The organism is Trinickia symbiotica, from assembly GCF_002934455.1.
GTDB classification, from domain to species: domain Bacteria; phylum Pseudomonadota; class Gammaproteobacteria; order Burkholderiales; family Burkholderiaceae; genus Trinickia; species Trinickia symbiotica.
The window spans coordinates 1-22,117 of record NZ_PTIR01000029.1 but is presented as its reverse complement, the minus strand read 5'-3'; the positions used below and the strand labels follow the sequence as shown (position 1 = coordinate 22,117).

At 62.7% G+C, this 22,117-nt stretch carries 22 protein-coding genes and 1 tRNA gene; 15 read left to right on the top strand and 8 right to left on the bottom strand.

Annotated elements, in window-relative coordinates; genetic code table 11:
• Positions 1-206: 206 nt before the first annotated feature.
• The gene (locus B0G57_RS28125; protein WP_026230037.1) at positions 207-1,013 is read right to left on the bottom strand and encodes an endonuclease/exonuclease/phosphatase family protein; all 807 of its coding nucleotides are present in this window, start codon (positions 1,011-1,013) and stop codon (positions 207-209) included.
• A gap of 30 nt (positions 1,014-1,043) precedes the next feature.
• Positions 1,044-1,535 (bottom strand): hypothetical protein, encoded by a 492-nt coding sequence (locus tag B0G57_RS28120; protein WP_018442664.1) that lies wholly within the window; start codon positions 1,533-1,535, stop codon positions 1,044-1,046.
• A 310-nt stretch (positions 1,536-1,845) separates the two neighbouring features.
• Here B0G57_RS28120 and B0G57_RS28115 point away from each other — a divergent pair, with 310 nt between their 5' ends.
• The 3 genes from B0G57_RS28115 to B0G57_RS28105 all read left to right on the top strand — a co-directional run bounded on the left by B0G57_RS28115 (position 1,846) and on the right by B0G57_RS28105 (position 4,583).
• A complete protein-coding gene (locus B0G57_RS28115; RefSeq protein ID WP_026230038.1) occupies positions 1,846-2,823 on the top strand; it encodes an AAA family ATPase in 978 nt (325 codons plus the stop codon).
• A gap of 144 nt (positions 2,824-2,967) precedes the next feature.
• Positions 2,968-4,074 carry an NAD(P)/FAD-dependent oxidoreductase gene (locus B0G57_RS28110; RefSeq protein WP_018442666.1) on the top strand — a complete coding sequence of 369 codons (1,107 nt, stop codon included), beginning with the start codon at positions 2,968-2,970 and terminating at the stop codon, positions 4,072-4,074.
• Positions 4,075-4,271: 197 nt separating this feature from the next.
• Positions 4,272-4,583, top strand: a complete 312-nt coding sequence (locus B0G57_RS28105) for a high-potential iron-sulfur protein (RefSeq protein ID WP_018442667.1) — start codon at positions 4,272-4,274, stop codon at positions 4,581-4,583.
• A 47-nt stretch (positions 4,584-4,630) separates the two neighbouring features.
• Here the strand turns inward: B0G57_RS28105 and B0G57_RS28100 are convergent, their stop codons facing one another.
• Complete coding sequence (locus B0G57_RS28100; protein ID WP_026230039.1) at positions 4,631-5,329, bottom strand: dienelactone hydrolase family protein; 699 nt, start codon at positions 5,327-5,329, stop codon at positions 4,631-4,633.
• Positions 5,330-5,834: 505 nt separating this feature from the next.
• Here B0G57_RS28100 and B0G57_RS28095 point away from each other — a divergent pair.
• On the top strand, positions 5,835-6,983 hold the full coding sequence (locus tag B0G57_RS28095; protein WP_018442669.1) for a branched-chain amino acid ABC transporter substrate-binding protein: 1,149 nt from the start codon (positions 5,835-5,837) through the stop codon (positions 6,981-6,983).
• Between the two features lie 184 nt (positions 6,984-7,167).
• Here B0G57_RS28095 and B0G57_RS28090 read toward each other — a convergent pair whose 3' ends face one another.
• Complete coding sequence (locus B0G57_RS28090) at positions 7,168-8,322, bottom strand: MFS transporter (protein ID WP_051090099.1); 1,155 nt, start codon at positions 8,320-8,322, stop codon at positions 7,168-7,170.
• A 235-nt stretch (positions 8,323-8,557) separates the two neighbouring features.
• On the opposite strand from B0G57_RS28090, the gene B0G57_RS28085 reads away from it, so the two are divergent.
• The 3 genes from B0G57_RS28085 (at position 8,558) to B0G57_RS28075 (ending at position 11,382) form a co-directional block, all read left to right on the top strand.
• Positions 8,558-9,232 carry a HugZ family pyridoxamine 5'-phosphate oxidase gene (locus B0G57_RS28085; RefSeq protein ID WP_018442671.1) on the top strand — a complete coding sequence of 225 codons (675 nt, stop codon included), beginning with the start codon at positions 8,558-8,560 and terminating at the stop codon, positions 9,230-9,232.
• Positions 9,233-9,532: 300 nt separating this feature from the next.
• Positions 9,533-9,832 carry an H-NS histone family protein gene (locus B0G57_RS28080; RefSeq protein WP_018442672.1) on the top strand — a complete coding sequence of 100 codons (300 nt, stop codon included), beginning with the start codon at positions 9,533-9,535 and terminating at the stop codon, positions 9,830-9,832.
• A gap of 353 nt (positions 9,833-10,185) precedes the next feature.
• Positions 10,186-11,382, top strand: coding sequence for a cation diffusion facilitator family transporter (locus B0G57_RS28075; protein ID WP_018442673.1), 1,197 nt, complete (start codon positions 10,186-10,188; stop codon positions 11,380-11,382).
• Between the two features lie 65 nt (positions 11,383-11,447).
• On the opposite strand, the gene B0G57_RS28070 is transcribed toward B0G57_RS28075, so the two are convergent.
• The 3 genes from B0G57_RS28070 to B0G57_RS28060 all read right to left on the bottom strand — a co-directional run bounded on the left by B0G57_RS28070 (position 11,448) and on the right by B0G57_RS28060 (position 13,306).
• On the bottom strand, positions 11,448-11,906 hold the full coding sequence (locus tag B0G57_RS28070; RefSeq protein ID WP_018442674.1) for an Lrp/AsnC family transcriptional regulator: 459 nt from the start codon (positions 11,904-11,906) through the stop codon (positions 11,448-11,450).
• Positions 11,907-11,996: 90 nt separating this feature from the next.
• Entirely contained in the window at positions 11,997-12,665 is a 669-nt protein-coding gene (locus B0G57_RS28065) for a 3'-5' exonuclease family protein (protein WP_018442675.1), read from the bottom strand.
• Positions 12,662-13,306, bottom strand: coding sequence for an MBL fold metallo-hydrolase (locus B0G57_RS28060; protein ID WP_018442676.1), 645 nt, complete (start codon positions 13,304-13,306; stop codon positions 12,662-12,664). The genes B0G57_RS28065 and B0G57_RS28060 overlap by 4 nt, the downstream gene beginning before the upstream one ends.
• A gap of 663 nt (positions 13,307-13,969) precedes the next feature.
• Here B0G57_RS28060 and B0G57_RS28055 point away from each other — a divergent pair.
• Entirely contained in the window at positions 13,970-14,569 is a 600-nt protein-coding gene (locus B0G57_RS28055; protein ID WP_026230040.1) for a septal ring lytic transglycosylase RlpA family protein, read from the top strand.
• Positions 14,570-14,673: 104 nt separating this feature from the next.
• Here B0G57_RS28055 and rsmI read toward each other — a convergent pair whose 3' ends face one another.
• Positions 14,674-15,570 (bottom strand): 16S rRNA (cytidine(1402)-2'-O)-methyltransferase, encoded by an 897-nt coding sequence (rsmI, locus tag B0G57_RS28050; RefSeq protein ID WP_026230041.1) that lies wholly within the window; start codon positions 15,568-15,570, stop codon positions 14,674-14,676.
• Positions 15,571-15,661: 91 nt separating this feature from the next.
• Here rsmI and B0G57_RS28045 point away from each other — a divergent pair, with 91 nt between their 5' ends.
• The 7 genes from B0G57_RS28045 (at position 15,662) to B0G57_RS28010 (ending at position 21,730) form a co-directional block, all read left to right on the top strand.
• The gene (locus B0G57_RS28045; protein WP_018442679.1) at positions 15,662-16,057 is read left to right on the top strand and encodes a YraN family protein; all 396 of its coding nucleotides are present in this window, start codon (positions 15,662-15,664) and stop codon (positions 16,055-16,057) included.
• Positions 16,058-16,201: 144 nt separating this feature from the next.
• Complete coding sequence (locus tag B0G57_RS28040; protein WP_018442680.1) at positions 16,202-16,852, top strand: SIS domain-containing protein; 651 nt, start codon at positions 16,202-16,204, stop codon at positions 16,850-16,852.
• A 34-nt stretch (positions 16,853-16,886) separates the two neighbouring features.
• The gene (locus tag B0G57_RS28035) at positions 16,887-17,681 is read left to right on the top strand and encodes a BON domain-containing protein (RefSeq protein WP_018442681.1); all 795 of its coding nucleotides are present in this window, start codon (positions 16,887-16,889) and stop codon (positions 17,679-17,681) included.
• Positions 17,678-18,055, top strand: coding sequence for a c-type cytochrome (locus B0G57_RS28030; protein ID WP_018442682.1), 378 nt, complete (start codon positions 17,678-17,680; stop codon positions 18,053-18,055). The genes B0G57_RS28035 and B0G57_RS28030 overlap by 4 nt, the downstream gene beginning before the upstream one ends.
• A 79-nt stretch (positions 18,056-18,134) precedes the next feature.
• A tRNA-Ala gene (locus tag B0G57_RS28025) sits at positions 18,135-18,210 on the top strand.
• A 1,224-nt stretch (positions 18,211-19,434) separates the two neighbouring features.
• Positions 19,435-20,292, top strand: coding sequence for a hypothetical protein (locus B0G57_RS28015; RefSeq protein ID WP_104489609.1), 858 nt, complete (start codon positions 19,435-19,437; stop codon positions 20,290-20,292).
• Positions 20,293-21,001: 709 nt separating this feature from the next.
• Complete coding sequence (locus tag B0G57_RS28010; RefSeq protein ID WP_018442685.1) at positions 21,002-21,730, top strand: site-specific integrase; 729 nt, start codon at positions 21,002-21,004, stop codon at positions 21,728-21,730.
• Positions 21,731-22,117: the final 387 nt, after the last annotated feature.

Genomic DNA, 22,117 nt, shown 5'->3' with positions numbered 1-22,117 from the left:
AGAGTGCGACGCGTCTGGCTGACGCAGAATTCGCTATTTTAGCGCGCTTTGGACGGCTAGGCTTTGCGTGGCCCTTCCGTTCGCGCGCCGCCCGCCTCTCGAAGGCGCCGGGCCTTTAGTCGGGTCGTTAGTCGCGTCGTTAGTCGGGCCTTTATCGCCCGTTCCGTTCGATCGGCATTCGATGTCGCCCCGTCGCGAGTCGCCGCTCAATCGTCGAGCCGAAGACGCGCGACATACGGCAGATGATCCGAGAGCCAGGCCGTTTCCTGTGCAGGCGGAATCCATTCGACGGGGCGCATGCCGCGCACGAACATCTTGTCGAGCGCGAGCGCCGGCGAGAAGGCCGGGAACGTGCGCCCGTTCTCGCCGAGCTCGGTCGCGACCTCCCGGAGACCGTGCTCACCGAAAAGCGGAATCGAGTCGTTGCGCCAGTCGTTGAAATCGCCGGCGAGCACGAGTGGACCGTCGGGCGCTTCGCGCGCGATCCAGTGCGCGATCCAGTTCATCTGACGCAGCCGCGCCGAACGCGTGAGCGCGAGGTGGGCGCAAAGGAGCGTGACCGACCGGCCGCCGAACATCGCGCGCGCGACGAGGAGCCCGCGCTTTTCGAAGCGGTGCGCCGAGATGTCCCAACGGCCGCCGAGGTCGAGCGGATGCGGTGACAGGATCGCGTTGCCGTGCCGCCACGACGGCTTGAACACGTTGGGCCCGAGCGCGATTTCGAGCTCGAGCGCCTGCGCGAGCTCCGTCGCCTGACAGTCCCACACGTCGGCCAGCGGCTCGTGGACCGGCGCGCCAAAGCTCGTCGCGAGCGTCGGTCCGGGCATGCGCCGCGCCATCGCCTCCTGGAGGAAATAGGCGTCCGCATGCGTCGATTGGACCCAGCGCTGCATTGCCTTCCACGCCGTGAAACCGAGCGGCGAGCGCCCTTTGTGCAGATTCCAGCTCACCGCGACGAATTCCTTCTTCTCGCTCGCCGCGGCCGCTTGCACGAGTTCTTCGGGATTTCGCATGCCGAGCGGTTCCTGCTTCATTGATCCATATTAGTGAGAAGCGACGCTTGCGCGAACGCGATAGACGAGTGCCGGATGACTCTCGAGGATCGTCCAGTTCGTCCATTGGCCGCTCGGCACGACGAGGCCCGGATGCGAAGCGGTCAGGCGCCTCGGCTCGGGCGGCAGTGGACAGCCGTCGGGGGTGCGCTGCTCGGTATCGTCTTCGATCGTGTCTTGCGCCTCGATCGCGAGCGTGACGCCCGACGCATCGAGCCTGACCGGCGAGACCGTCAGCGAGCGCACGAGGTCGATGCGGGCGGCCGGCGCTTGCTTGCAGCCCACGCGGTGCACGGTTTCATGGTGATGCGTGGCCGCTGCCGCCTGGCCGATCGGCGTCGTGCCGTCGAACGTATCGATCGTGGTGCCATCGCGCACGACGTCGATCTCCCACGTCACCACAGGCGGCTCCGTCGTCGTTTGCGCGCAAGCGACAAACGAGACGCAACCGAACGCTGCCGCGATGACGGTTTTTGCTCTCATCCGCTGCACTCCTTTACTGCACCAATGCGTCGAAGCTTGAACCGCACATCTTACGCCTAACGACCCGCTCTCGCCGTATCGGGTGTTTACGCTGTCATTTGGCGTCGAGTTGCCGTGAGATGCATCGATTAGCGCACGTCGAACTATCAGCAGCACGGCACGCCCGCTGCTTGCTTTGCGCATGGAACTTGCATAGCTACACTTGAATCGTGATGTCGAAATGAAGCGAACTAGTGCGCGCCTTAGGCGCAGATGGGCGGGGTCGACCTGTGACCGAGTGGGGCGCTCGATTCGCGGGGTGAGGTGAGCAATGACAACAGCGATGGTGAAACAGGAACTCGCGGTGGCATCGTTCAGCAAGGTCTACGACCTGGATCAAGTCGAGACAGCGTTGAATGAACTGGGGGACAGTGCGAACGAAGCACTGCGCGCCACCTACGAGAAAATGCTGAAGGTCGGCAATCTGCGGTTTTGCGTCAAGCCGAACCGCATGCCGGCGATCGATGCGCTGCTCGATCGGCTGCCGAATTTTTCCGAGCCGCTCGAAGACGTGCGACGACAAGTCGCACTCTGCATGGAGACCGAGGACCGGCTCGAGCTGATGCCGATCCTGTTGCTCGGCGATCCAGGCATTGGCAAGACGCATTTCGCGAAGGCGCTCGCGCGGCTCTTGGGAACGGCTTATCAATATGTCGCGATGAGCTCGCTCACGGCCGGCTGGATTCTTTCGGGCGCCTCGTCGCAATGGAAGAACGCGAAGCCGGGGAAGGTCTTCGAGACGCTCGTGAATGGCAGCTACGCGAATCCCGTCATCGTCGTCGACGAGATCGACAAGGCCAACAGCGATTCGCAATACGATCCGCTCGGCGCGCTCTACGCGCTGCTCGAGCATGAAACGGCGCAATCGTTCATCGACGAGTTCGCCGAAGTGCCCATCAATGCCGCGCAGGTCATCTGGGTCGCCACGGCTAACGACGACCGGTCGATTCCCGAGCCGATTCTGAGCCGGATGAGCGTTTATGAAATCACGCCGCCCGATACGGAAGGCGCGCGGCGGATTGCGCAGGCTATCTACGAGGAGATCCGCTCGGCGCATGGGTGGGGGATGCGGTTCCCGGAGGTGCTCGGGGAGGACGCGCTCGAGGTGCTCGCGCGGGCCTCGCCGCGCGATATGCGGCGCGCGATCCTTCATGGGTTCGGCACGGCTAGAGTCGATGGGCGCGACGAGATTCGCGGCGACGATATTCGGTTGGAGCGGGGGACCCGGCGGAGGCCGATCGGGTTTTGAGTACAATCCCCCTTGCACGTGAGCGGCGCCATACCGCGATACGAAATGTGCGAATGAACGTGCGTTCGGGCAGCGCTAGCCGGAGCGTCCCGTCAACGGCCATACCGGCAACGACGCGCGGTCGCGGAGCCGCGACAGACAATCATGGATCAGATCGAATGCGTAGTGATCGGCGCAGGAGTGGTCGGTCTAGCCATCGCGCGCGCGCTCGCCGAGCGCGGCCGCGAGGTGATCGTGCTGGAAGCGGCCGAGGCCGTCGGCACGAGCACGAGCTCGCGTAACAGCGAAGTCATTCACGCCGGTATCTATTACCCGCGCGGCTCGTTGAAGGCAGCGCTCTGCGTGCGCGGCCGCGAGATGCTCTATGAATACTGCGCTGAGCGCGGCGTTCCGCATCAGCGTTGCGGCAAGCTGCTGGTCGCCACCGCGCGCAATCAACTGCCACAGCTCAAGACGCTCGCCGCCCGCGGCAAGGAAAACGGCGTTCTCGACCTGATGCCGCTCAGCGCGGACGAAGCCCAAGCCCTCGAGCCGGCGCTCGAGTGCGTCGCGGCGGTCTTCTCGCCGCAAACAGGCATCGTCGATAGTCATCAGCTCCTGCTGGCGCTCGAAGGCGATGCAGAGCGCGGCGGCGCCGTCTGCGCGTTCCACTCGCCCGTCGAATCGATCGAAGCAACGGCCGGTCGGTTCGTCGTGAAGGTCGGAGGATCGTCGCCGACGACATTGAGCGCGGCATGCGTCATCAACAGCGCCGGCCTTTACGCCAACGCGCTCGCGCGCAAAATCCACGGGCTCGATGCGCGTCACGTGCCGCCGCTTTACTTCGCGCGCGGCAACTATTTCAGCATCTCGGGCCGCGCGCCGTTCTCGCGTCTCATCTATCCGATGCCGAACGAAGCCGGACTCGGTGTCCATCTGACGATCGATTTGGGCGGCCAGGCGCGCTTCGGGCCCGACGTCGAATGGGTCGATTCGATCAACTACGATGTCGATCCACATCGCGCCGAAAGCTTCTATGCCGCCATTCGCGAATACTGGCCGGGCCTCGCCGACGATGCGCTGCAACCGGCCTATGCCGGCATACGGCCCAAGCTCTCGGGACCGGGCGAGCCGGCCGCCGATTTCGTCATCCAAGGGCCGGCCGCGCACGGCGTGCGCGGGCTCGTGAACCTGTTCGGGATCGAGTCGCCAGGGCTGACGGCGTGTCTCGCCATCGCGCAACGCGTCTGCGAAATTCTTGGACGCAACTGAAGGGCAACGGCTGCTGTCACGGCGCTCACTTCCTTCGGCGGAGCCCGCGCGGCGAGCGCGAATACTCGTTATCCCGGCCATTGCGGAATTCGGCGGTGCGCAAAACGTTCTTCGTTGTATGCTCGGTCTTGCCGTTCAACGGTGGCAGACAAGGTCCCTGACAAACGGGCCCGATACAACACTTGGAGAGTTCCCCAATGAAATCGTCTCGTCGCACGTTTTTGATCACGAGTCTCGGCGCCGCTTCGGCGCTCGCCCTCTCGCGCCAGTCGTTTGCCGATGCGCCGCACGTTGCCGAAAGCGATCCGACCGCCCAAGCGCTCGGCTATAAGGAAGATGCCACCAAGGTCGACAAGGCCAAGTACCCCAAGTATCAGGCCGGCGAGATGTGCGGCAATTGCCAGTTGTTCCAGGGCAAGGCAGGAGACGCGTACGGCCCCTGCGCACTCTTCGGCGGCAAGCAGGTCAACGCGAAGGGCTGGTGTAGCGGCTATACGAAGAAGGCCTGACGCTCGCCCGCAAAAGGCGCTTGCACTGGCAAGCGCCTTTGTCGCTTTTAAAGATGGGCGGACAGGAACGTCAGCGTCCGACCGAGCGCGAGGGCGGACGAGCGCTGATCGTAGGACGCCCGGTCCGTACAATTGAAGCCATGCCCCGCGCCAGGGTAAACGTGAAACTCGGCGTTCGTCTTCCCCGCGAAGCTCGCCTTGACGCGCTCGACGGCATCGAGCGGAATGGACCCATCCTTCTCGGCATAGTGGAACAGGATCGGCACGCGAACCTTGCCGGCTTCGTCGAGCTTGTTCTGAATCCCGCCGCCGTAATACGCCACGGCGGCATCGACCGAACCTTGCGCCGCCAGCAGATAGGCGAGCTGCCCGCCGAAGCAGTAGCCGATCGCGCCCACCTTGCCGCCCGTCACCTCGGGCCGGCTCTTCAACGTGCGCGCGGCGGCGCCGAGATCGGCGACGGTCTTGCTCACGTCGGTCTTTTGCATCAGCGCGATACCCTTGTCACGGTCGGCCCCCTCGTAAGTGAGTTCCACGCGCCGCTCGCTGCGCCAGAAAATATCGGGTGCCAGCGCGACATAACCCGCAAGCGCGTATTGCTCCACGACTGAACGGATATGCCCGTTCACGCCGAAAATCTCCTGAATGATGACGATGGCCGGGCCGTGGCCGGTGCGCGGCAGCGACAGATAGCCCTGGAAGCGCCCGCCGTCGTCGCTTTCGATGTCGATCCATTGGGAAGTCACGTTCATGGTCTTTCTCCACTCCAAGATAGATAGGCGAATCGGTCAGGCGCGACAGTTTGGCACCAATCGCGAACCGCTGCAGCGAGCCACCGGTTAGTGGATACGCTCGAACGCAAATTGAAAGGCGACTGAATCGTCCGCCGATTCTTCGCTAGCAATCAAGGTTGCACAAAAACGACGGCCCAAAACCCCCGATCGCCCAAGACCCGCGCCGGCCGCGCGTTCCGACCGATCCGGCCGGTCCGCCCTCGACGCCGCACGAACATCCGGCATAAACCTATTAGTACTCCTCCCAACTATCTCAAAAAAATCCCAAACTTTAATTTGTTGCCCTACACTTCTCGCGCAGCACGGAGTGCGGCTTGTCACGAACTTGCCACTTTCCGTGCAAGCAAAGTGCATGACGATGCATTCCGGCGTGTACGCCCCTCGAGTCGATCGAAAAAGAAGGCGAAGACGGGGTTCGGGCGGTAACGTCGTTTTTGGACCGAAACTGGAGACTTACATGAAAATGAAGATGCACAAGGTGTTGCCGATCAGCGCGGCTGCGATGTTGTTTGCTGCGATGGCAACGGGTGCCGCGGCGGACGAGGTCGTCAAGATCGGTCACGTCGCTCCGCTGACGGGGCAGATCGCTCACCTCGGCAAGGACAATGAGAACGGCGCGCGCCTTGCTGTGGAGGAAATCAACGCTAAGGGTCTCACGATCAACGGTCAAAAGATCAAGCTGGAGCTCGACGCGCAGGACGACGCGGCTGACCCGCGCCAGGCCACGCAGGTTGCCCAGAAGCTCGTCGACGATAAGGTCGTCGCGGTTGTGGGCCACTTGAACTCCGGCACGTCGATCCCGGCGTCGAAGATCTACAGCGATGCGGGCATCGTCCAGATCTCGCCTTCGGCGACGAACCCGCAGTACACGCTGCAAGGCTTCAAGACGACGTACCGTGTCGTGGCGACGGACGCTCAGCAGGGCCCGGCGCTCGCGCAGTACGCGGCCGACAAGCTCAAGCTGAAGAAGGTCGCGATCGTCGACGACGCGACGGCGTACGGCCAGGGTCTCGCGAACGAGTTCGAGAAGAAGGCCAAGTCGCTCGGCATGCAAGTGCTCTCGCACGACGCCACGAACGACAAAGCCACCGACTTCCGCGCGATTCTGACGAAGATCAAGGGTGAAAACCCCGACGCGATCATGTACGGCGGCATGGACGCCACGGGCGGCCCGTTCGCGAAGCAAGCGAAGCAGCTCGGCCTGCGTGCGAAAATCCTCGCGGGCGACGGCGTCTGTACCGACCAGCTCGCGTCGCTCGCTGGCGAAGCCACCGACAACGTCGTCTGCTCGGAAGCGGGCCGTTCGCTGCAAGCGATGGGCAAGGCAGGCGAAGAGTTCCAGGCCAAGTTCCAGAAGCGTTTCGGCGTGCCGATCCAGATCTATGCGCCGTTCACGTATGACGCCGTCTACATCATCGTCGACGCGATGAAGCGTGCGAACTCGACCGATCCGGCGAAGATTCTGGCCGCGATGCCGAGCACGGACTACAAGGGCGTCATCGGCGAGACGACGTTCGACTCGCACGGCGATCTGAAGCATGGCGTGATCACGCTGTACGACTATAAGTCGGGCAAGAAGACGCCGCTGACCGAAGTCAGCATGTAATCGGCGCGGCCGGCCCGATGCGGGTCGGCCAAGCTCAGAGCCGGAGCGGCCAGCTTAGTCGGCCGGCTGTGGCTTCAAGCGATAAACACGGGCGGGGCGAGCTTCTCGCAGTCCCGCGCGGCAGGGGAGCGGGCGTGCCTACGCGGGTACGCCCGTTTTTTTTGGGGGTGGCGCCCGCCTCGCCTCAGACGTTGAGCCGCTTCAGCACGCGCGGCCCGACGATCGCGACGAGCGCCGCGCACAACGCGACGACCGAGAGCCCGATCGTCAGATTCGTGACCTGGGCGACACCGCCGATCATGACGGGGCCGAACAGCAATCCGCAATAGGCGAGGCCGGCGACGTGCGCCATCCCTTCCGCCGCGTGGATGCCCTTCACGCGCATCGCGGCCGCGAAGAGCACCGGCATCATGTTGGCGAGACCGATGCCCATCAGCGCGAAGCCCGTCAATGCCGTCAGCGAGAACGGCAAGACCAGCGCGCCGACCATCCCGGCACAGGCGATCGTCGCACTCACGAGCACGAGCTGGACGGCGCCGAAGCGGGCGCGCACGGCGTCGCCGGCGAAGCGGCCCGCCGCCATCGCGCCCGAAAACGCCGCGTAGCCTGCGCTCGCGAAGGCGGGCGTCGCGTGGACGACGTCGCGCATATAGACCGTCCCCCAGTCGTACATCGCGCCCTCGGCCACGAGCGCGATCAGCGCGACGATCCCGAGCGCCCAGAGCGCGGGCGAGCGCCAGCGGTTCGTGCCGTGCTGCGGGGCGTTCGGATGCGCGTCGTGCGGAACGTGCGGCAGCACGGCCGGGCAAGCCCAGCCAAGCACGAGCGTGCCTAGGACGGCGACGAGCGCGAGATGAAGCGTCGGCGCCAATCCGAACGAGAGCAGAAGGCCGCCGCCAGCCGCGCCGGCCATGCCGCCGATGCTGAACATACCATGCAGCGAGGACATGATCGGACGCCCGATCGCCGCCTCGACGGCGCTCGCCTCGGCGTTCATCGCGACGTCGAGCGTGGCCATGCCGCCGCCGAATGCCGCAAGCACCGGCAGCAGCAGCCAATAGGAAGGCGTGACGAGAATCAGCGCCGTGCTCACCATCATGACGATCCCGCCGACGAGGCAGGCGCGGCGCGTGCCGACGCGCGCGATCCACTTGCCGTTGGCCGTCATCGTCGCGATCGAGCCGCCCGTCAGCGAGAAGAGGGCAACCGAGAGCCAGGCCGAATCGAGCCCGAACTTGTCGCGCACGGTCGGGACGTGGACGCCCCATGACGCGTACACCATGCCCGCGATGAAAAAGAGCGCCATGGTGGCGAGCCGCGCGCGGCGGCGCGCCGACATCGACAGATTGCGGTGGGCGGCGGGCAGCGCGGAGGTTTCGGCGGTCTGAGACACAGGGAGGAATGGCTAAATTTCGATGGAGAAACGCTACGATTAATGCAAGTCGTCGATTCTAACGGAGCGCTTTCATGGCTGCTCGGAGCCGGACGGTTTCCCGGACGTGGGGAACGCGGGGAAGCGTGCAAGCCATCGTGAGTCGCCCAACGCTGCGCAGTAATAGGAAGGAGCATCGCCCATGAATATCCCGAACCAAGCCCCACTCGATCTACTGCATCGCAGCCCGGTCGGCACACTGGCGACGCATCTGCGCGAGCCCGACGGTTTCCCCTACCCGACGATGCTGCCCTACGCGCCCGACGCTCGCCACCGTCCCGTCATTCTCGTGAGCGGACTGGCCGAGCACACGCGCAATTTGCAGGCCGATCCGCGGGCCGGGTTTCTCGTCGTCGATGCAGCGAACGCCGACGTGCTCGCCGGTGAGCGCGTCACGCTGATCGGGCGCTTCAGCCTGATCGAGCCCACGCCCGAGCTCGTGCGCCGCTATCTTCGCTACCACCCCGATGCCGAGCGATATCTGGCGCTGGGCGACTTCGCATTCCGTGCAATGAAAATCGACCGGCTTCGCTATATCGGCGGCTTTGGCGCGATGGGTTGGCTCAAGGGCGACGAACTCGACCCGCTCGAGCCGCTCCCGGACGAAGACGAGAACGCGCTGATCGAGCTTTTCGAGAGCCACCCGGCGCGGCCGGCGGGGCTCGAGTTACTGGGAATCGACCGTTACGGCGTCGACGTGAAACTACCGGGGGAGACAGAAAAGGCCGTCGTACGCCGACGCGTTAACTTCAATGGTGCGAAGACAACCTTTGCCGAATTGAAGCGTTCACTTACGGATTGGATTGAGTCGACGTGAGAACCTCTCACGTTATGAAAGCTTTAATTGAGATAGCCGCATCTCATTTCATGATTTGATAGAGATCACGTGCATCTATGGTGAAACCATCAATAGTGAGCGAAACGCGCACTGGGTAAATCCCGGATACGCCGAAGCAGGAAAGAATCGCGAAAGATTTCTTTACGATTTGTGTTTTTCGGGCTTTTCTCACGCTGCATTTTTGTGCTAATCTCCCCCCGAAATCTCCGAGGCACCAAGTATTCGAATGGCGAGCCGGCGTAGAGACCGGTGTCATTTAACGAAACCGCAAGGGAACTCATGTCTTCTTACAAGGAACTACTCGCACAGCGCGAAAAGCTCGAAAGGCAGATCGAAGAGGCGAAGGCGCGTGAATACGCCGAAGTGCTGAATGAGATCAAGCAAAAAATGGCCGACTACGGCATTACGCTCGCCGAACTCGGCGGCGGCCGCGGCAAACATGGCAAGGCTGGTCGTCCCCGTGCTGGCGTGGCTCCGAAATATCGCGATCCGATCTCGGGCGCGACGTGGTCGGGCCGTGGCAAGGCGCCCCGCTGGATTGCCGGCCAGAATCGCGACCAGTTCCTGATTCAACGATAACCACAGCGCTAAATCAGGCGCAAAACGCACAGACCCGTCTTTTCGGCGTTGCGGCAAATCAAAGCTCGGCGCCATCAGACGAATGTGCGAGAAAACCGCATGCCTTACGGTCGTGCGGTTTTTTCGTTTCTATAACGTTATCTCTCAGTGGTTCGTAAGTGGAATGCTTCGGGGAGTGGCCCAACGGGTTTGCCGGGCGGCAAACGCGCGATCTGAACGCAAATCGTTACTGTTCTCATAAGCATCTGATTTAAAACGGAAAATTCAAGCAATCGCCGGCATGGCGGCGTGAGGCTTGATAGAATTGAGGTGTTTGCGAGCGTTCCTCGCCTCGTCACTATCCTCGGGTTCCCATGCGTTCCGAACTCCAGTCTGAATCGGCCGTTAAGCAGACGGTTGCGCGCCGAAGCACGTTGGCGAGCGTTGCCGTCAACATCGTGCTGATGTCGCTGCAAATCGTCATCGGTTTTATCGCTCACTCCCAAGCGCTCGTTGCCGACGGCGTCCACTCGCTCGCCGATCTCGTTTCGGACTTCATCGTGCTCATCGCCAATCGCGCGAGCGGAGAGAAACCCGACGCCGACCACAATTACGGCCATGCTCGCTACGAAACGGTCGCCTCGCTGTTTCTCGGTGCGCTGCTGATTGCCGTCGGCGTGGGCATGCTTTGGCGCGCGGGCACGCGCATCGCCAACCTCGGCGATATTCCGCCCGTACACATCAGTGCGTTGGCTGTTGCCGCACTCGTGCTCGTCTCGAAAGAGGGACTTTTTCGCTACATGTTGCGCGAAGCTCAGCGCGTGCGTTCCGCGATGCTGATCGCCAACGCCTGGCATGCGCGATCGGATGCCGCCTCGTCGCTCGTCGTCGCGATCGGCACTATCGGAAGCCTCGCCGGCGTGCGGCTCCTCGATCCGATTGCCGCCGCCATCGTCGGTTTTCTCGTCGCGCGGATGGGTTGGACGTTCGGATGGAATTCGCTCCAGGATCTGTCCGATCGCGCGCTCGATGAAACGACGGCGTCCGATATTCGCAAACTGCTGGCTTCGACGCCCGGCGTGCTCGACGTTCACGAGTTGCGCACGCGAAAAATGGGCGATTTCGCACTCGTCGATGCGCATATTCTCGTCGATCCGATGATCTCGGTTTCCGAGGGACACTACATCGCCGAATCGGCTCGAACGCGCGTGATGACCGATAAACGCGTCCTCGATGCGCTCATTCACGTCGATCCTGAAAACGACGCCGTGACTCATCCGCCTGCCCGGATGCCGACGCGAGCGGCCGTCGCCGCGCTAGCCGATGCCGAATTGGCGAAACAGGGCTTACGCGCCGTCGGATATAACGTGCATTACCTCAGCACCGGACTCGACGTCGATATCACGCTTGCCGCCGATGCATCGGCCGGTCGGGAGCATGATGACGATCTCGCGAAACGCATCGATCTCAGCGGGCTCAAAAAGCGGCTCGGCGCGCGCAACGTCACGCTGCAACGGCGCGTCGAGTCGACGGCGCATTTCGCCACCGTCGCTACGACACGTCCTATGTAGACTTGGATTGGAGCGCACCCCTCCGCGGGCACTGCGCTAGATAGAAACGAGCTCGCCGCGCGGTTTCAAAGCGGCAATTGCGTATCGAATTTGATTTCGCGCAGCACGACGCTCGTGCGCACCTGAGCGACCGCCGGGATTTTGAAAATGCGCTCGTGCAGGAAAGCGTCATAGGCTTTGATATCGGGCGCGACGATCTTCAGGATGTAATCCGATTCGCCCGTCGTGCTGTAGCACTCCGTGACTTCCGGGCAGGTGGCGATCTCGCGCTCGAACTGCTCGACGCCGCCTTCCGTATGGCGAGTCAAATGGATATGCGCGAGCGCGCAGACGTGCAGACCGAGTTTTTCGCGATCGAGCAGCGCCGTGTAGCGCTGGATAATGCCCGACTGCTCCATGTCCTTGATGCGCCGCCAACAGGGCGTGCTCGAGAGGCCGACCTGATCCGAGATCTCCTGCACCGAACGGCGGGCATCGAGCTGCAAGAGGCGCAGGATTTTCTGGGAAAACGTATCGAGTGACATCCGCGCCTCCGGTTCGGCCGCAACGTTTTTTAATATTAGTGGCGGAAGAAACAAAAGGCAACCGAACGCGGGTTTAATGAGACAGATCGCCTAATTTGGCGGGCTCTCGGCGTCGTTTTGTCCTATCTCGTCCTGCTCGTGGGCTCGAGCTTCGGCTTCGTCGGCCTTGCCGATCGGCGGTGCGTTTTTCTGCCAGATGCGCAAGTCGGCCAACATATTGCAGAAGAGCGCGCCTTGCTCGATGGCGTCGTCGAGCGCGATATGCGTGTGCGGATGATCGTCGAACCAATGCTTCGGCATCCGCGGCTTGATGCATTTGCGATAGGGCAGCCCCGTCATCGCGAACGCGAGCGTCTTGATATCGAGCGCCGACCACGAGAACGGACACTTGCCCGCGAACCGCATCATGTACCAGAACATGAACGTGAAATCGAAGCCGGCCGGCATGCCGACGAACACCGGCTTGCCCGGCAACGCCTCGACCCACGCCACGTAGGCCTGCAACGCTTCTTCGGGCTTGCGCAGGTCTTTGCGACAGGCCTCCCACGCCTCGCGCTGCGTTTTCCACCAGGCCGCCTGGATCGGATGCGCCTCAGCGCCCGGCAACGTCTCGAGATTGGCCGAGAACGTGCCGATCAACTGCTTGTCTTCCGTGAACGCCGCCGAGGCGAAGCTCAGCATCGAATGCGGGCCGGGGATCGGGCCGTCCGCTTCGACGTCCGTGCTGACATAGATCTCGGGCGTGGGTTTCGTCGTCACGCGCGCACTCCGTCGGCCACGAACGGGTTCGTGCGCCGCTCTTCACCGAATGTCGACGTCGGGCCGTGGCCGGGGACGAACGTAATGTCGTCCCCGAGCGGCCAGAGCTTCGTGCGGATCGACGCAATCAAATCGGCATGATTGCCGCGCGGGAAATCGGTGCGGCCGATCGAGCCCGCGAACAGCACATCGCCGACCAACGCGATCCGATGAGCGCTGCTGACGAAGACCACATGCCCCGGCGTATGGCCCGGGCAGTGATAAACATCGAGCGACTCGTTGCCGAAGCGGACCGTATCGCCATCGACGAGCCAACGATCCGGCTCGAACGGCTCGGCCGGCGGGAAGCCGAAGCGCTGACTTTGCGTGGCCAGCTGATCGATCCAGAAACGCTCGTCGACTTGCGGACCTTCGATCGGCACACCGTAGCGAGCCGCGATCGCCTTCGCGCCGCCGCAGTGATCCAGATGGCCGTGCGTCAGAAAGACCTTCTCGAGCGTGACCTTCTCCTGCTCGATTGCCTGCACGATCCGCTCGACATCGCCGCCCGGATCGACGACAGCAGCATGGTGCGTTGCTTCACAGACGAGCAGCGTGCAGTTCTGCTGGAATGGCGTGACAGGGATGACGAAGACCTTCATGGAAATTGGAGATGCCGTGGGGGCGAGGGCGAAAACCACGATTGTACCGGCCGCGCCACGACCGTGCCGCGACTGGCCGATCGAACGAGGCTAGCGTCCTCGGCTAAGCGCCACGGATACATATTGTTACATCCATTGCTTTAATTAATATGAAAGAAGCCCGCCCTGGCGGGATTCCACCGCACCTTTGCTATAATCCTGGTCATCGAGCGCGGAGATCCGCGCCGCCAATGGGCGACCGGGTTTTTGAGTCACTTTCCGGTCGCTGTCATGTGGAGCGGTGGAAGACCGCTTCGCTCTGTATCGACAGTGTTCGATGCACACGTCTTTCCCGGCCGGGCGCCACGCGCCTGGAGCGGTCCTAGCCGGCCGCATGCCGGGGAGGCCTATGCCGCCGTTCCTCGCGTCGTGAAGACGACGCAAGCGGGCGTGGTTTGGACGACACGTCTGACGGTGGCATTTGGGGTCTGGGAAGGCTGCTGGGGACAGTTGCACCAGACGTGAATACCAACCGGGCAAATTGCGGCCGAGTGTGGCCGCACCCGAGCTCCAATCGCTGGCCGCGTTCGCGCGTCCCGCGCGGTTGCTGCTTGGTTGCCAGAGTCGCTCGTGCAAGCGGAGTGCTGCCTGCGCGACGGCTCGACACTGTGGCGTGCACGTCTTATGAAACGTCGATTACATCGATTCGTGGGGACACTGTTTGCCGCCGGTGTGCTGGGAGGCTGCGCGATGCCGCCGTCCCAAACCGGCGACGCGAAAGTGACCACGATCACCTCACGAACTGGCGCGGGCGCACCGCTCGCATTCGGCCAGAACAAGCCGGCGGCGCCGGCTCCCGCCGCGTCGGATTCGAAGCTGGCCGACGCCAAGCCGATCGATGAGAGCATTCCCGACATTTCGGGGTTCCATCAGGTCGGCCGGGCGTCGTGGTACGGCCCGTGGTTCCATGGCCGCCGCACCGCGAGCGGCGAGCGCTTCAACATGCACGCACTGACGGCCGCGCACAAGACGCTGCCGCTTTCGTCGTATGTTCGTGTGACGAATACCCAGAACGACAAGACCGTCGTCGTCAAGATCAACGACCGTGGGCCCTACGTGCGCGGCCGGATCATCGATCTGTCGTACGCGGCCGCGCGCGAGCTCGGGCTGCAGCACGACGGCACGGCGCATGTGAAGATCGTCGGACTCTCGCAGGAAGAGGCGAGTGAGGTCGAGCGCGGCGAGAAGCTCGCGTCGGCCGATACGCCGAAGAGCCCGCAGTAACGCGGTGGGCTCGGTAGTCGCGGTAGTCGAAGAAGGCTTGGGCTTGCTAGCCCTGGCCTCTCGAGGTCCGCTCGCGTCCTGCGGTCCCTCAGTTTCTCAGTTTGTCAGCCTTCTTCTTGCTCTTTCTTGATCTCGAGCGCGCGTGCGTAAAGCGCGTTGCGCGAGGCGCCCGTGATCGACGCTGCGATACGGGCGGCTGAACTGACAGTCACCTCCTCCAGCAGCAATCGAAGCAATCCATCGTGTGCTGCTGCGTCTTCGTTCGCCCCATGCGGTTGCGCGGGCGCACCTTCCACCACCAGCACGAACTCGCCGCGCTGACGATTCGCGTCCTCCTCCAGCCACGTTGGCCCTTCGGCCAGGGTGCAGCAATGCAGCGCCTCGTGTAGCTTCGTCAATTCGCGGGCGATCAGGATTCGCCGTTCACCACCCAGTGCTTCGCCAAGCGCGCGCACCGTTTCGACGATGCGATGCGGCGCTTCGTAGAAGACCAGCGCATGCGGATGGGCCGCGAGCGGCTGAAGAAAGGCCGCGCGTTGCTTCGCTTTGGTCGGCGCGAAACCGAGGAACGTGAACGTCGCGGCCCAGTCTCCGGCAACGGAGAGGGCTGTCGCGACAGCGCTTGCGCCCGGCAGGGGAATCACGGGATAGCCCGCGGTGCGCACCGCATCGACAAGCTTCGCGCCCGGGTCCGAAATGCCCGGGGTGCCCGCGTCCGAGACGTAGGCGATGCGCTCGCCCGCTTGCAGATATTCGATGATGCGCTCGGCCGCCGCGCGTTCGTTGTGCACATGAACGGCGACGAGCGGCTTCGAGATGCCGTAGCGAGCGAGCAATTGCCCCGTATTGCGCGTGTCTTCCGCGGCGATGCGATCGGCGAGGCCGAGCAGGTGGAGCGCGCGCAGCGTGATGTCGGCCGCATTGCCGATCGGCGTTGCGACGATGTAGAGCGCCGAGCCCGGGTACTGCTGCCGTTGGGCGAGTTCGAGGAGGTCAGACATGGAACGAAGAACGCGGCCAAGCGAAGCGAGGAGGTCGCCATTGTGCCACGCGGGGCAGAGCCGGCCTCGCGCGAGTGCGGCAGGGACCGCGATGCGGACGCCGAGCGATGCCGACAACTTTTCGACGCGTCGAGAGTCGAAGCGGCTCGGAGCCGTCTTCGAAGCGCGTGCGTGCGAGTATTTGCAGCGACAGCGCTTGCGCCTCGTTGCGCGCAACGTGACATGCCGCGGTGGCGAGATCGACCTCGTCATGCGAGACGAAGCGGGTGTGCTCGTGTTCGTCGAAGTGCGCGCGCGGGCGTGGCGCGGCTACGGCGGCGCGATGGCGAGCGTGGGGCACGAGAAACGTCGCAGGATCGTGCAGGCGGCGCAGTACTTTCTAGCGACGCGCGGCGCGATGAATAGCGTGTGCCGCTTCGACGTCGTAGCCTTCGATGGGTGTGAAGTCGTCTGGGTGCGAGATGCGTTTCGCGCCGATGGACTGTAGGTTTTTGGCTGTTATTTGAAGATCCGAGGTGCTGCGCCGCATGAGGAGTGGGTTAAACTTGCGCGCGAATGTAGTGGTCGAAGTCAGTAGTAGCGGTGCGCGGATACAGTCGATAAGCTCGCGCGCCGAATACGTAGAGAAGCGATGTCACTCGAACGGATTCAACAGCATTTCCGCGATAGCGCCGCGCTCCAGCTCCAAGCGTTGGATGCGCTCTCGATGCCGATTGCCGCGGCTGTCGACACCATGTTCGGCGCACTGGCGAACGGCAACAAGATACTGGCTTGCGGCAACGGGGCTTCGGCGACGGACGCGCAGCGCTTTGCCGCGCAGTTGACGGCGCGCTTCGAGCGCGAGCGGCCCGGGTTGCCCGCGATTGCGTTGACGGCGGATTCCGCGGTATTGACGGCGTTGGCGGCCGATGGCCCGTTCGACGACGTCTACGCAAGACAGGTCCGCGCGCTGGGACATTCCGGCGACGTGCTGTTGGCCGTGACGGCGACGGACGATTCGGCCAACGTGCTCGCGGCGATCGGCGAAGCGCACGAGCGCGAGATGTTCGTGATTGCGCTGACCGGCAACGGCGCTGTGAGCGTTGCGGGCGGTGCGGGCGGGGCGAACGGCAGCGGCCCCAACGGTGGCAATGGCGGGGGCAAGATTAGCGAAGCGCTTGCCGATACCGACATTCATATCTGCGTGCCGTCCGAGCGCGTGGCGCGCATTCATGAGCTTCACTTGCTGACGATTCATTGCCTCTGCGACGGCATCGACGCCATGTTGCTCGGCGAGGACTAACTTCACCTTTCTTTCGATAAAGGGGATACGGCTGATGAACGCGAAGTGCGTCGCGAAGACGCTTGTGCGGGGGACGCTCGCCGCCGGATTGGCGGCATCGCTGGTCGTGACGCTGCAAGGGTGCGTGCTGGCCGTGGCCGGTGCGGCGGGGGGCGGCGCGCTGCTGGCGACCGATCGGCGCACGATCGGCACGCAGACCGAGGACCGCGAGATTCAAGTCAAAGGGTATTCGCAGATCGCCAACGAGTTGGGCGATGCGTCGCATGTCGATTTGACTGTGTTCAATCGACGAGTGTTGTTGACGGGGGAGGTGCCTGACGATAACGCCAAGCGCAGGGCCGAGGAAATCGTGCGCGGGCTGCCTAATGTCGATGCGGTCATCAACGAGTTGGCTGTCGGGCCGAAGACCGATTTTGGGACGCGGGCTAATGATTCTTATCTGGTTGCGCGCGTGAAGGGCGGGCTCGTGGCCGAGAAGGGGATTTCGGCGAACGACTTCAAGATCGTGGGCGAGAACGGGAATATCTATTTGATGGGCTTGGTGACGCAGGATGAAGGGGATCGGGGGGCGAGTGTTGCCGCTTCGGTGCCCGGGGTCTCGCGCGTGGTGAAGGTGTTTCAGTACATCTCGCCGCAGGATCAGCAGGCGGTGGCGGCTGCGGCGGCGACGGCCGCTAGTGCGCCGAGTTCGGCGCAGTCGGCGGAAGCGGCGCCGACGGTCGGGGCGGTGCCCTCGTCAGCGATCAGCTCGCAGCCGTTGGGGCAAGCGCCGGCGCCGGTGTCGGATTCGACGCAGGTTCGGCCGGGGAATGGCTCGCGTAGTCAATGAGGGGCGGGATGGCGGGGGTTTGGGGTCGTCGGGTGTTGGTTGGGGGTTGGGTTGGGGTGTTGGGGCTTGCGGTGGTTGCGGGGTGGCCGGTTGGCGCGAGTGCGACGGCGGCGCCGGCTGGGTTGGATATCGCACGTAGCAATGCCTGTCTCGGGTGTCATGCGATCGATCGGAAGCTCGTTGGGCCCGGGTTTGCTCAAGTTGCTGCGAAGTACAAGGGTGATCCGCAGGCGCAGAAACGGCTTGAAGCTAAGGTTCGCGATGGCGGGAGCGGCGTTTGGGGCGTGATTCCTATGCCCGCGCATCCTCGGATGAGTGACGCGGACATTAAGACGGTCGTGCAGTGGGTGCTCGAAGGGGCGCCTTCCAAGTGATTCGGCCCACCGCACCGGTGCTGCGGCCGCCCCCGCTTGCAATAGGCCGGACCCGGTGTGCTACAATCGCAGCTTCGTTGGGGCGGTAGCTCAGCTGGGAGAGCGTCGCGTTCGCAATGCGAAGGTCGAGGGTTCGATCCCCTTCCGCTCCACCAGTAGTATTCCCGGAAACCCGCGTGGCGTAAGGCCTCGCGGGTTTTTGTTTTGTTCGTCAACATTCCTCTCAACTCCCAGAAATTCCACTAGCGGTGTCCCAGATTTGTCCCGCGATGGCGTTGCACAGAACGTGGAGAAGGGAAGCAAGGGGTTGCCTAGGCCATTTGTCGGAGGTATAAAGGCAATAATGCTGCGCTACCTTCGTTCGTAGCGGATCCTCAAGGGATGACCGATTAACTTGAGGGGCTGGTGTCTTCATAGCTGACGGGGGTCGGCTCCCTGGAGAGACTGGATGGCGTCAAACGTCGCGGGGTAACCCCCGGGCGGCCGTGCAGCAGGGATCGTCGCCAGCAGCTGTTGTGTGCTCGCAGGGGCAAGAAGGTGGGGCAAGGCCACGGCCGCAGAATCCCATTTTTGCACAGCAAATGTATGCGATCGGTACCTAGGCGTGGTTGTTCGAAGTTGCGCCCGGGGAAAGCCTCCACCCAGCTTTGGCTTGTGGATTATCCATGAGTCAATGCCCGTATCTTCAGCTTAGGCCCGTGGGCCAACCAGGTTGCTCCTGGTGCTGGGGATCGGTGCGTCCATCAAAAACCTGTCTCCAGCCTAGACCCGTGGTGGGCATCCACGGTTGCTCCTGGCGTGCTGGGGATAGTCGTGTCCAAAACCATAAAACCCGCAACGTCGACCGGTCTCGACCGGACTCTTGACGCACACGATCTCGGGGCGGAGTATCTCCTCCGGCCTGCAGAGACGATATTCAAAGATCTCACGCGAGCACCGCACCGGCTGCCGCCATCAATCCAGATCCCTGGCCGGCGTGGCCGCGTATGGCTCGAGTCTGAAGTTGTCCGTTGGCTGAGGGAGCATCAGGAATCGCAGCGACAGGGGGCTGATGCTCAAGCAGTCGAGACTTCTCGCCGGCAAGGTGCTCGCGCACAAAGCACACAAAACGATAACGGGCGCCGGGTTGGCCGACCCACCAAACGGCAACAGTTGGAAAAAGCGCGGCGGTTGGCCGCCCGGGGAGGCAAATGAAATGAGCCTCCAACTTTCAAATTGTCGGCCCGACTCGGCAACGATCGAGGTGTCCGAGGAGCTTGCTCTACGTGACGTTAGGGCCGATCGACGTCGCGTGAGAAGCACGCTCGACAGAGATCGTGTCCTGCAGCAGTCTACTGCTGAAGCAATCGCACGCATCGACGCTTGGCCGTGCATGAGCCATGGCTGAAGCACGCCTGATACACCTCATAGCCCAGCTACTGGGAAATCGCGAGGTCATTTCCTATTCGCCGCCACTCGCACGCGCGATTGGCGACGTTGAGGCGACAATATTCCTTTGCCAAGCGTGCTACTGGCAGTCCCAAATCGGCGTTGACGAATGGTTTTACAAGCTGCGTGATGCAGAGCGGAATGCGGATGGCCGGATGCAGGCGCCCCGTGACGCCAGCCGACAAAGTTGGGAATGGGAAACAGGCCTATCTCGTACACGCCAGGAATCGGCACGGCGGCGCCTTAAATTGCTTGGGCTACTGGAAGAGAGCCTGCAAGGCATTCCGGCCAAGCTGTACTACAGAGTGAATCTCGATCGTCTAACGGAATTCTTGCTCGAGACGCGTGAGCACCAGTTGGCAGGAATCCTGCCAACTGGCCGGGAGGGATGTTCCCGACAAGGAGGGCGCAAAGCATCCAGCAAGCCAGACGAAACGACGCCGACTAATACAGAGACTACCGCAGAGATTAGCAACACCGACACAACTACCACGCCGCCAGCTATTCCCGCTCGAAGTGCAAGCGGGTCGGCCGATGCCGGTCGTAGTAGTGGTGGTATCGCGGATTCGCCCAATCTTATATTGGAGAAGTCGGTCGAGGCCCACCGGGAGCTGCTGAAGAACCTGCTCGCTGGCCTCCCAGCTGAAGTTGCGCAGGGTATCGCTGACGAACTGGCAGGCGCATTGGAGGCTGCATCGGCGGGCAAGCGAGTGCCGATCAACAGCGTGCGAGGGTGGGTGCTTTCGCTGATTGAACGGCATCACGTTAGGCAATTCACACTCGAACATGGTCGGACTGTCGCTCTCTGAAGGCAGCGCGCTACGGCAACCGGCTCCGATCTACCCGCTGGAGATCGTGAATCCGCGCCGACAAGCCGAGAGACAGCTAGGCAGAAACTTCACGAATTGAAGGAACGGATGCGAGCAATACCGTCAGTGCTGCCATTCGAATCCGGAGGCTAGAGACAGCGCTTGCATGGTCGCCTACGCGAATTCGAATTCGCTCAGCCATGTCTCCTTTTGGTAAGTCATCCGGCGCGCGTCAGGCCGTGGGCAGAAGTCGCGGGGAGCGAGTCGGCGGGTGCGGCACGCAGGCATGCAGGCCATCGAGACGGTGCTGCCCCCTTCTGCGCGGGGTGGGCAGCGCAGCCGACCGTCTGCACGAGCGAGAACGGTGAGTGGGTCAACAGGTAGTTTGCGACAGCAATCTCGCTCGTAGAAACCTGAGTGCGGCGATCACGTTCTTCTCGATGGATACGAACTAATAGTGATTTCTAGCAAGCCGAAATCATGTCGGTCTCTTCTCCGATGACGATGTCGGAGAAGAGGGGGCTTAGCGGTTTCCGGCGGCAACTCAGACATGCGAAGGCATGGCGAGTTGTTGCCGGAAATCGCTAAGCCCGCACCCCTCAGGGGTCGAGATGCGTAGCGGCTCGGGGGAATCGATTTCTATCACACCAGACATCAAACTAGACCAGGTACCCGGTTAGCCGAACCCTAATGAGAATGGAGGCGAGCAATGGGGAAAGCCAAAAAGCCAGCACTCAAATCACTGCCGCCAACGTGGCAGGAGGACATGTGGAACATGGCATCTAAACCAGAGTGGCGAGAAGCTCGTCCACAACTGCTGCCCGCTCTGGCGGTGCTCTGGCTGACTGGATGCCGAAATGCCGAGATCGAGCACGGGATCCAGATTCGTTGCCGCGATGACCGCCTCAGAATGCGAATTATGGGTGCCAAGTGCGTGGATGCGGCTGGGCGAGAAAGAGGCCAGCCTAAGCGGTACTACGAGTTCAGGGTAGGGGAAGACGCTGATGCGATAGCAGAACACCCTGCGCTTACGTACTTGCGGTCACTGGCAGCCCTGAACGTGGTCGATGGCGTGGGTTGTGCAGAGATTAAGCACGAGGCTGACTACCTATACAACTCGATCGTCGCGCTGGGCAAAGCGACTTTCCCCAAGCTCAGGACGCGTGTGAGCCCCTACTGCTTCCGCCATCAGGCGGCTTCGGACCTAAAGGCTGACCCAGGTGTAACGCTAGAAGAGGCAGCCAAATTCATGGGACATCTCTCTGACTACAGCATCGGAAAATATGGACACGCGACCCACGGTAGGAGAACTCGCGGACAGCAGATTCGTGCAGTCGTGCTCCAGACTTCGCGATCAGTCAAGCATTCGCGGAAGGTCGACCGGCTGGCCCGCTTCAAGATCATCAGCGCTGAAAAGCGGCAGAAGCCGAAATTGTGACTCGCGGCACAGGCACGACGTCTGTAGGCGTCGTGGACTCGAGAATCGGCGGTAGCGATTGAGCGTACGACGCCTGCAAGCGTCGTGGACTCGGCAATCGGCATCGGGAGGTCGGCTCACGACGCTTGCAGGCGTCACGGGCAGTCGACCCACGACGCCTTACCGTGGCGCTAACCTCGACATGATTGCTTTGCCACCCTGAATACGCCCTTCCGAGAATGGCCGGTTCCGAGTGTCACGAATTGGTGCTATCGACCTGCCGCGGCCTTTCGGCATCGCGCGGCAGCAACGGATGTCTGGCGTCAACTACAACCGCCGCCGACGACAACTAAAATTGCCGCCCTATGCTGCTACCGGGGCTGACGCCGTCGGCTTCGCGCCGGCAGC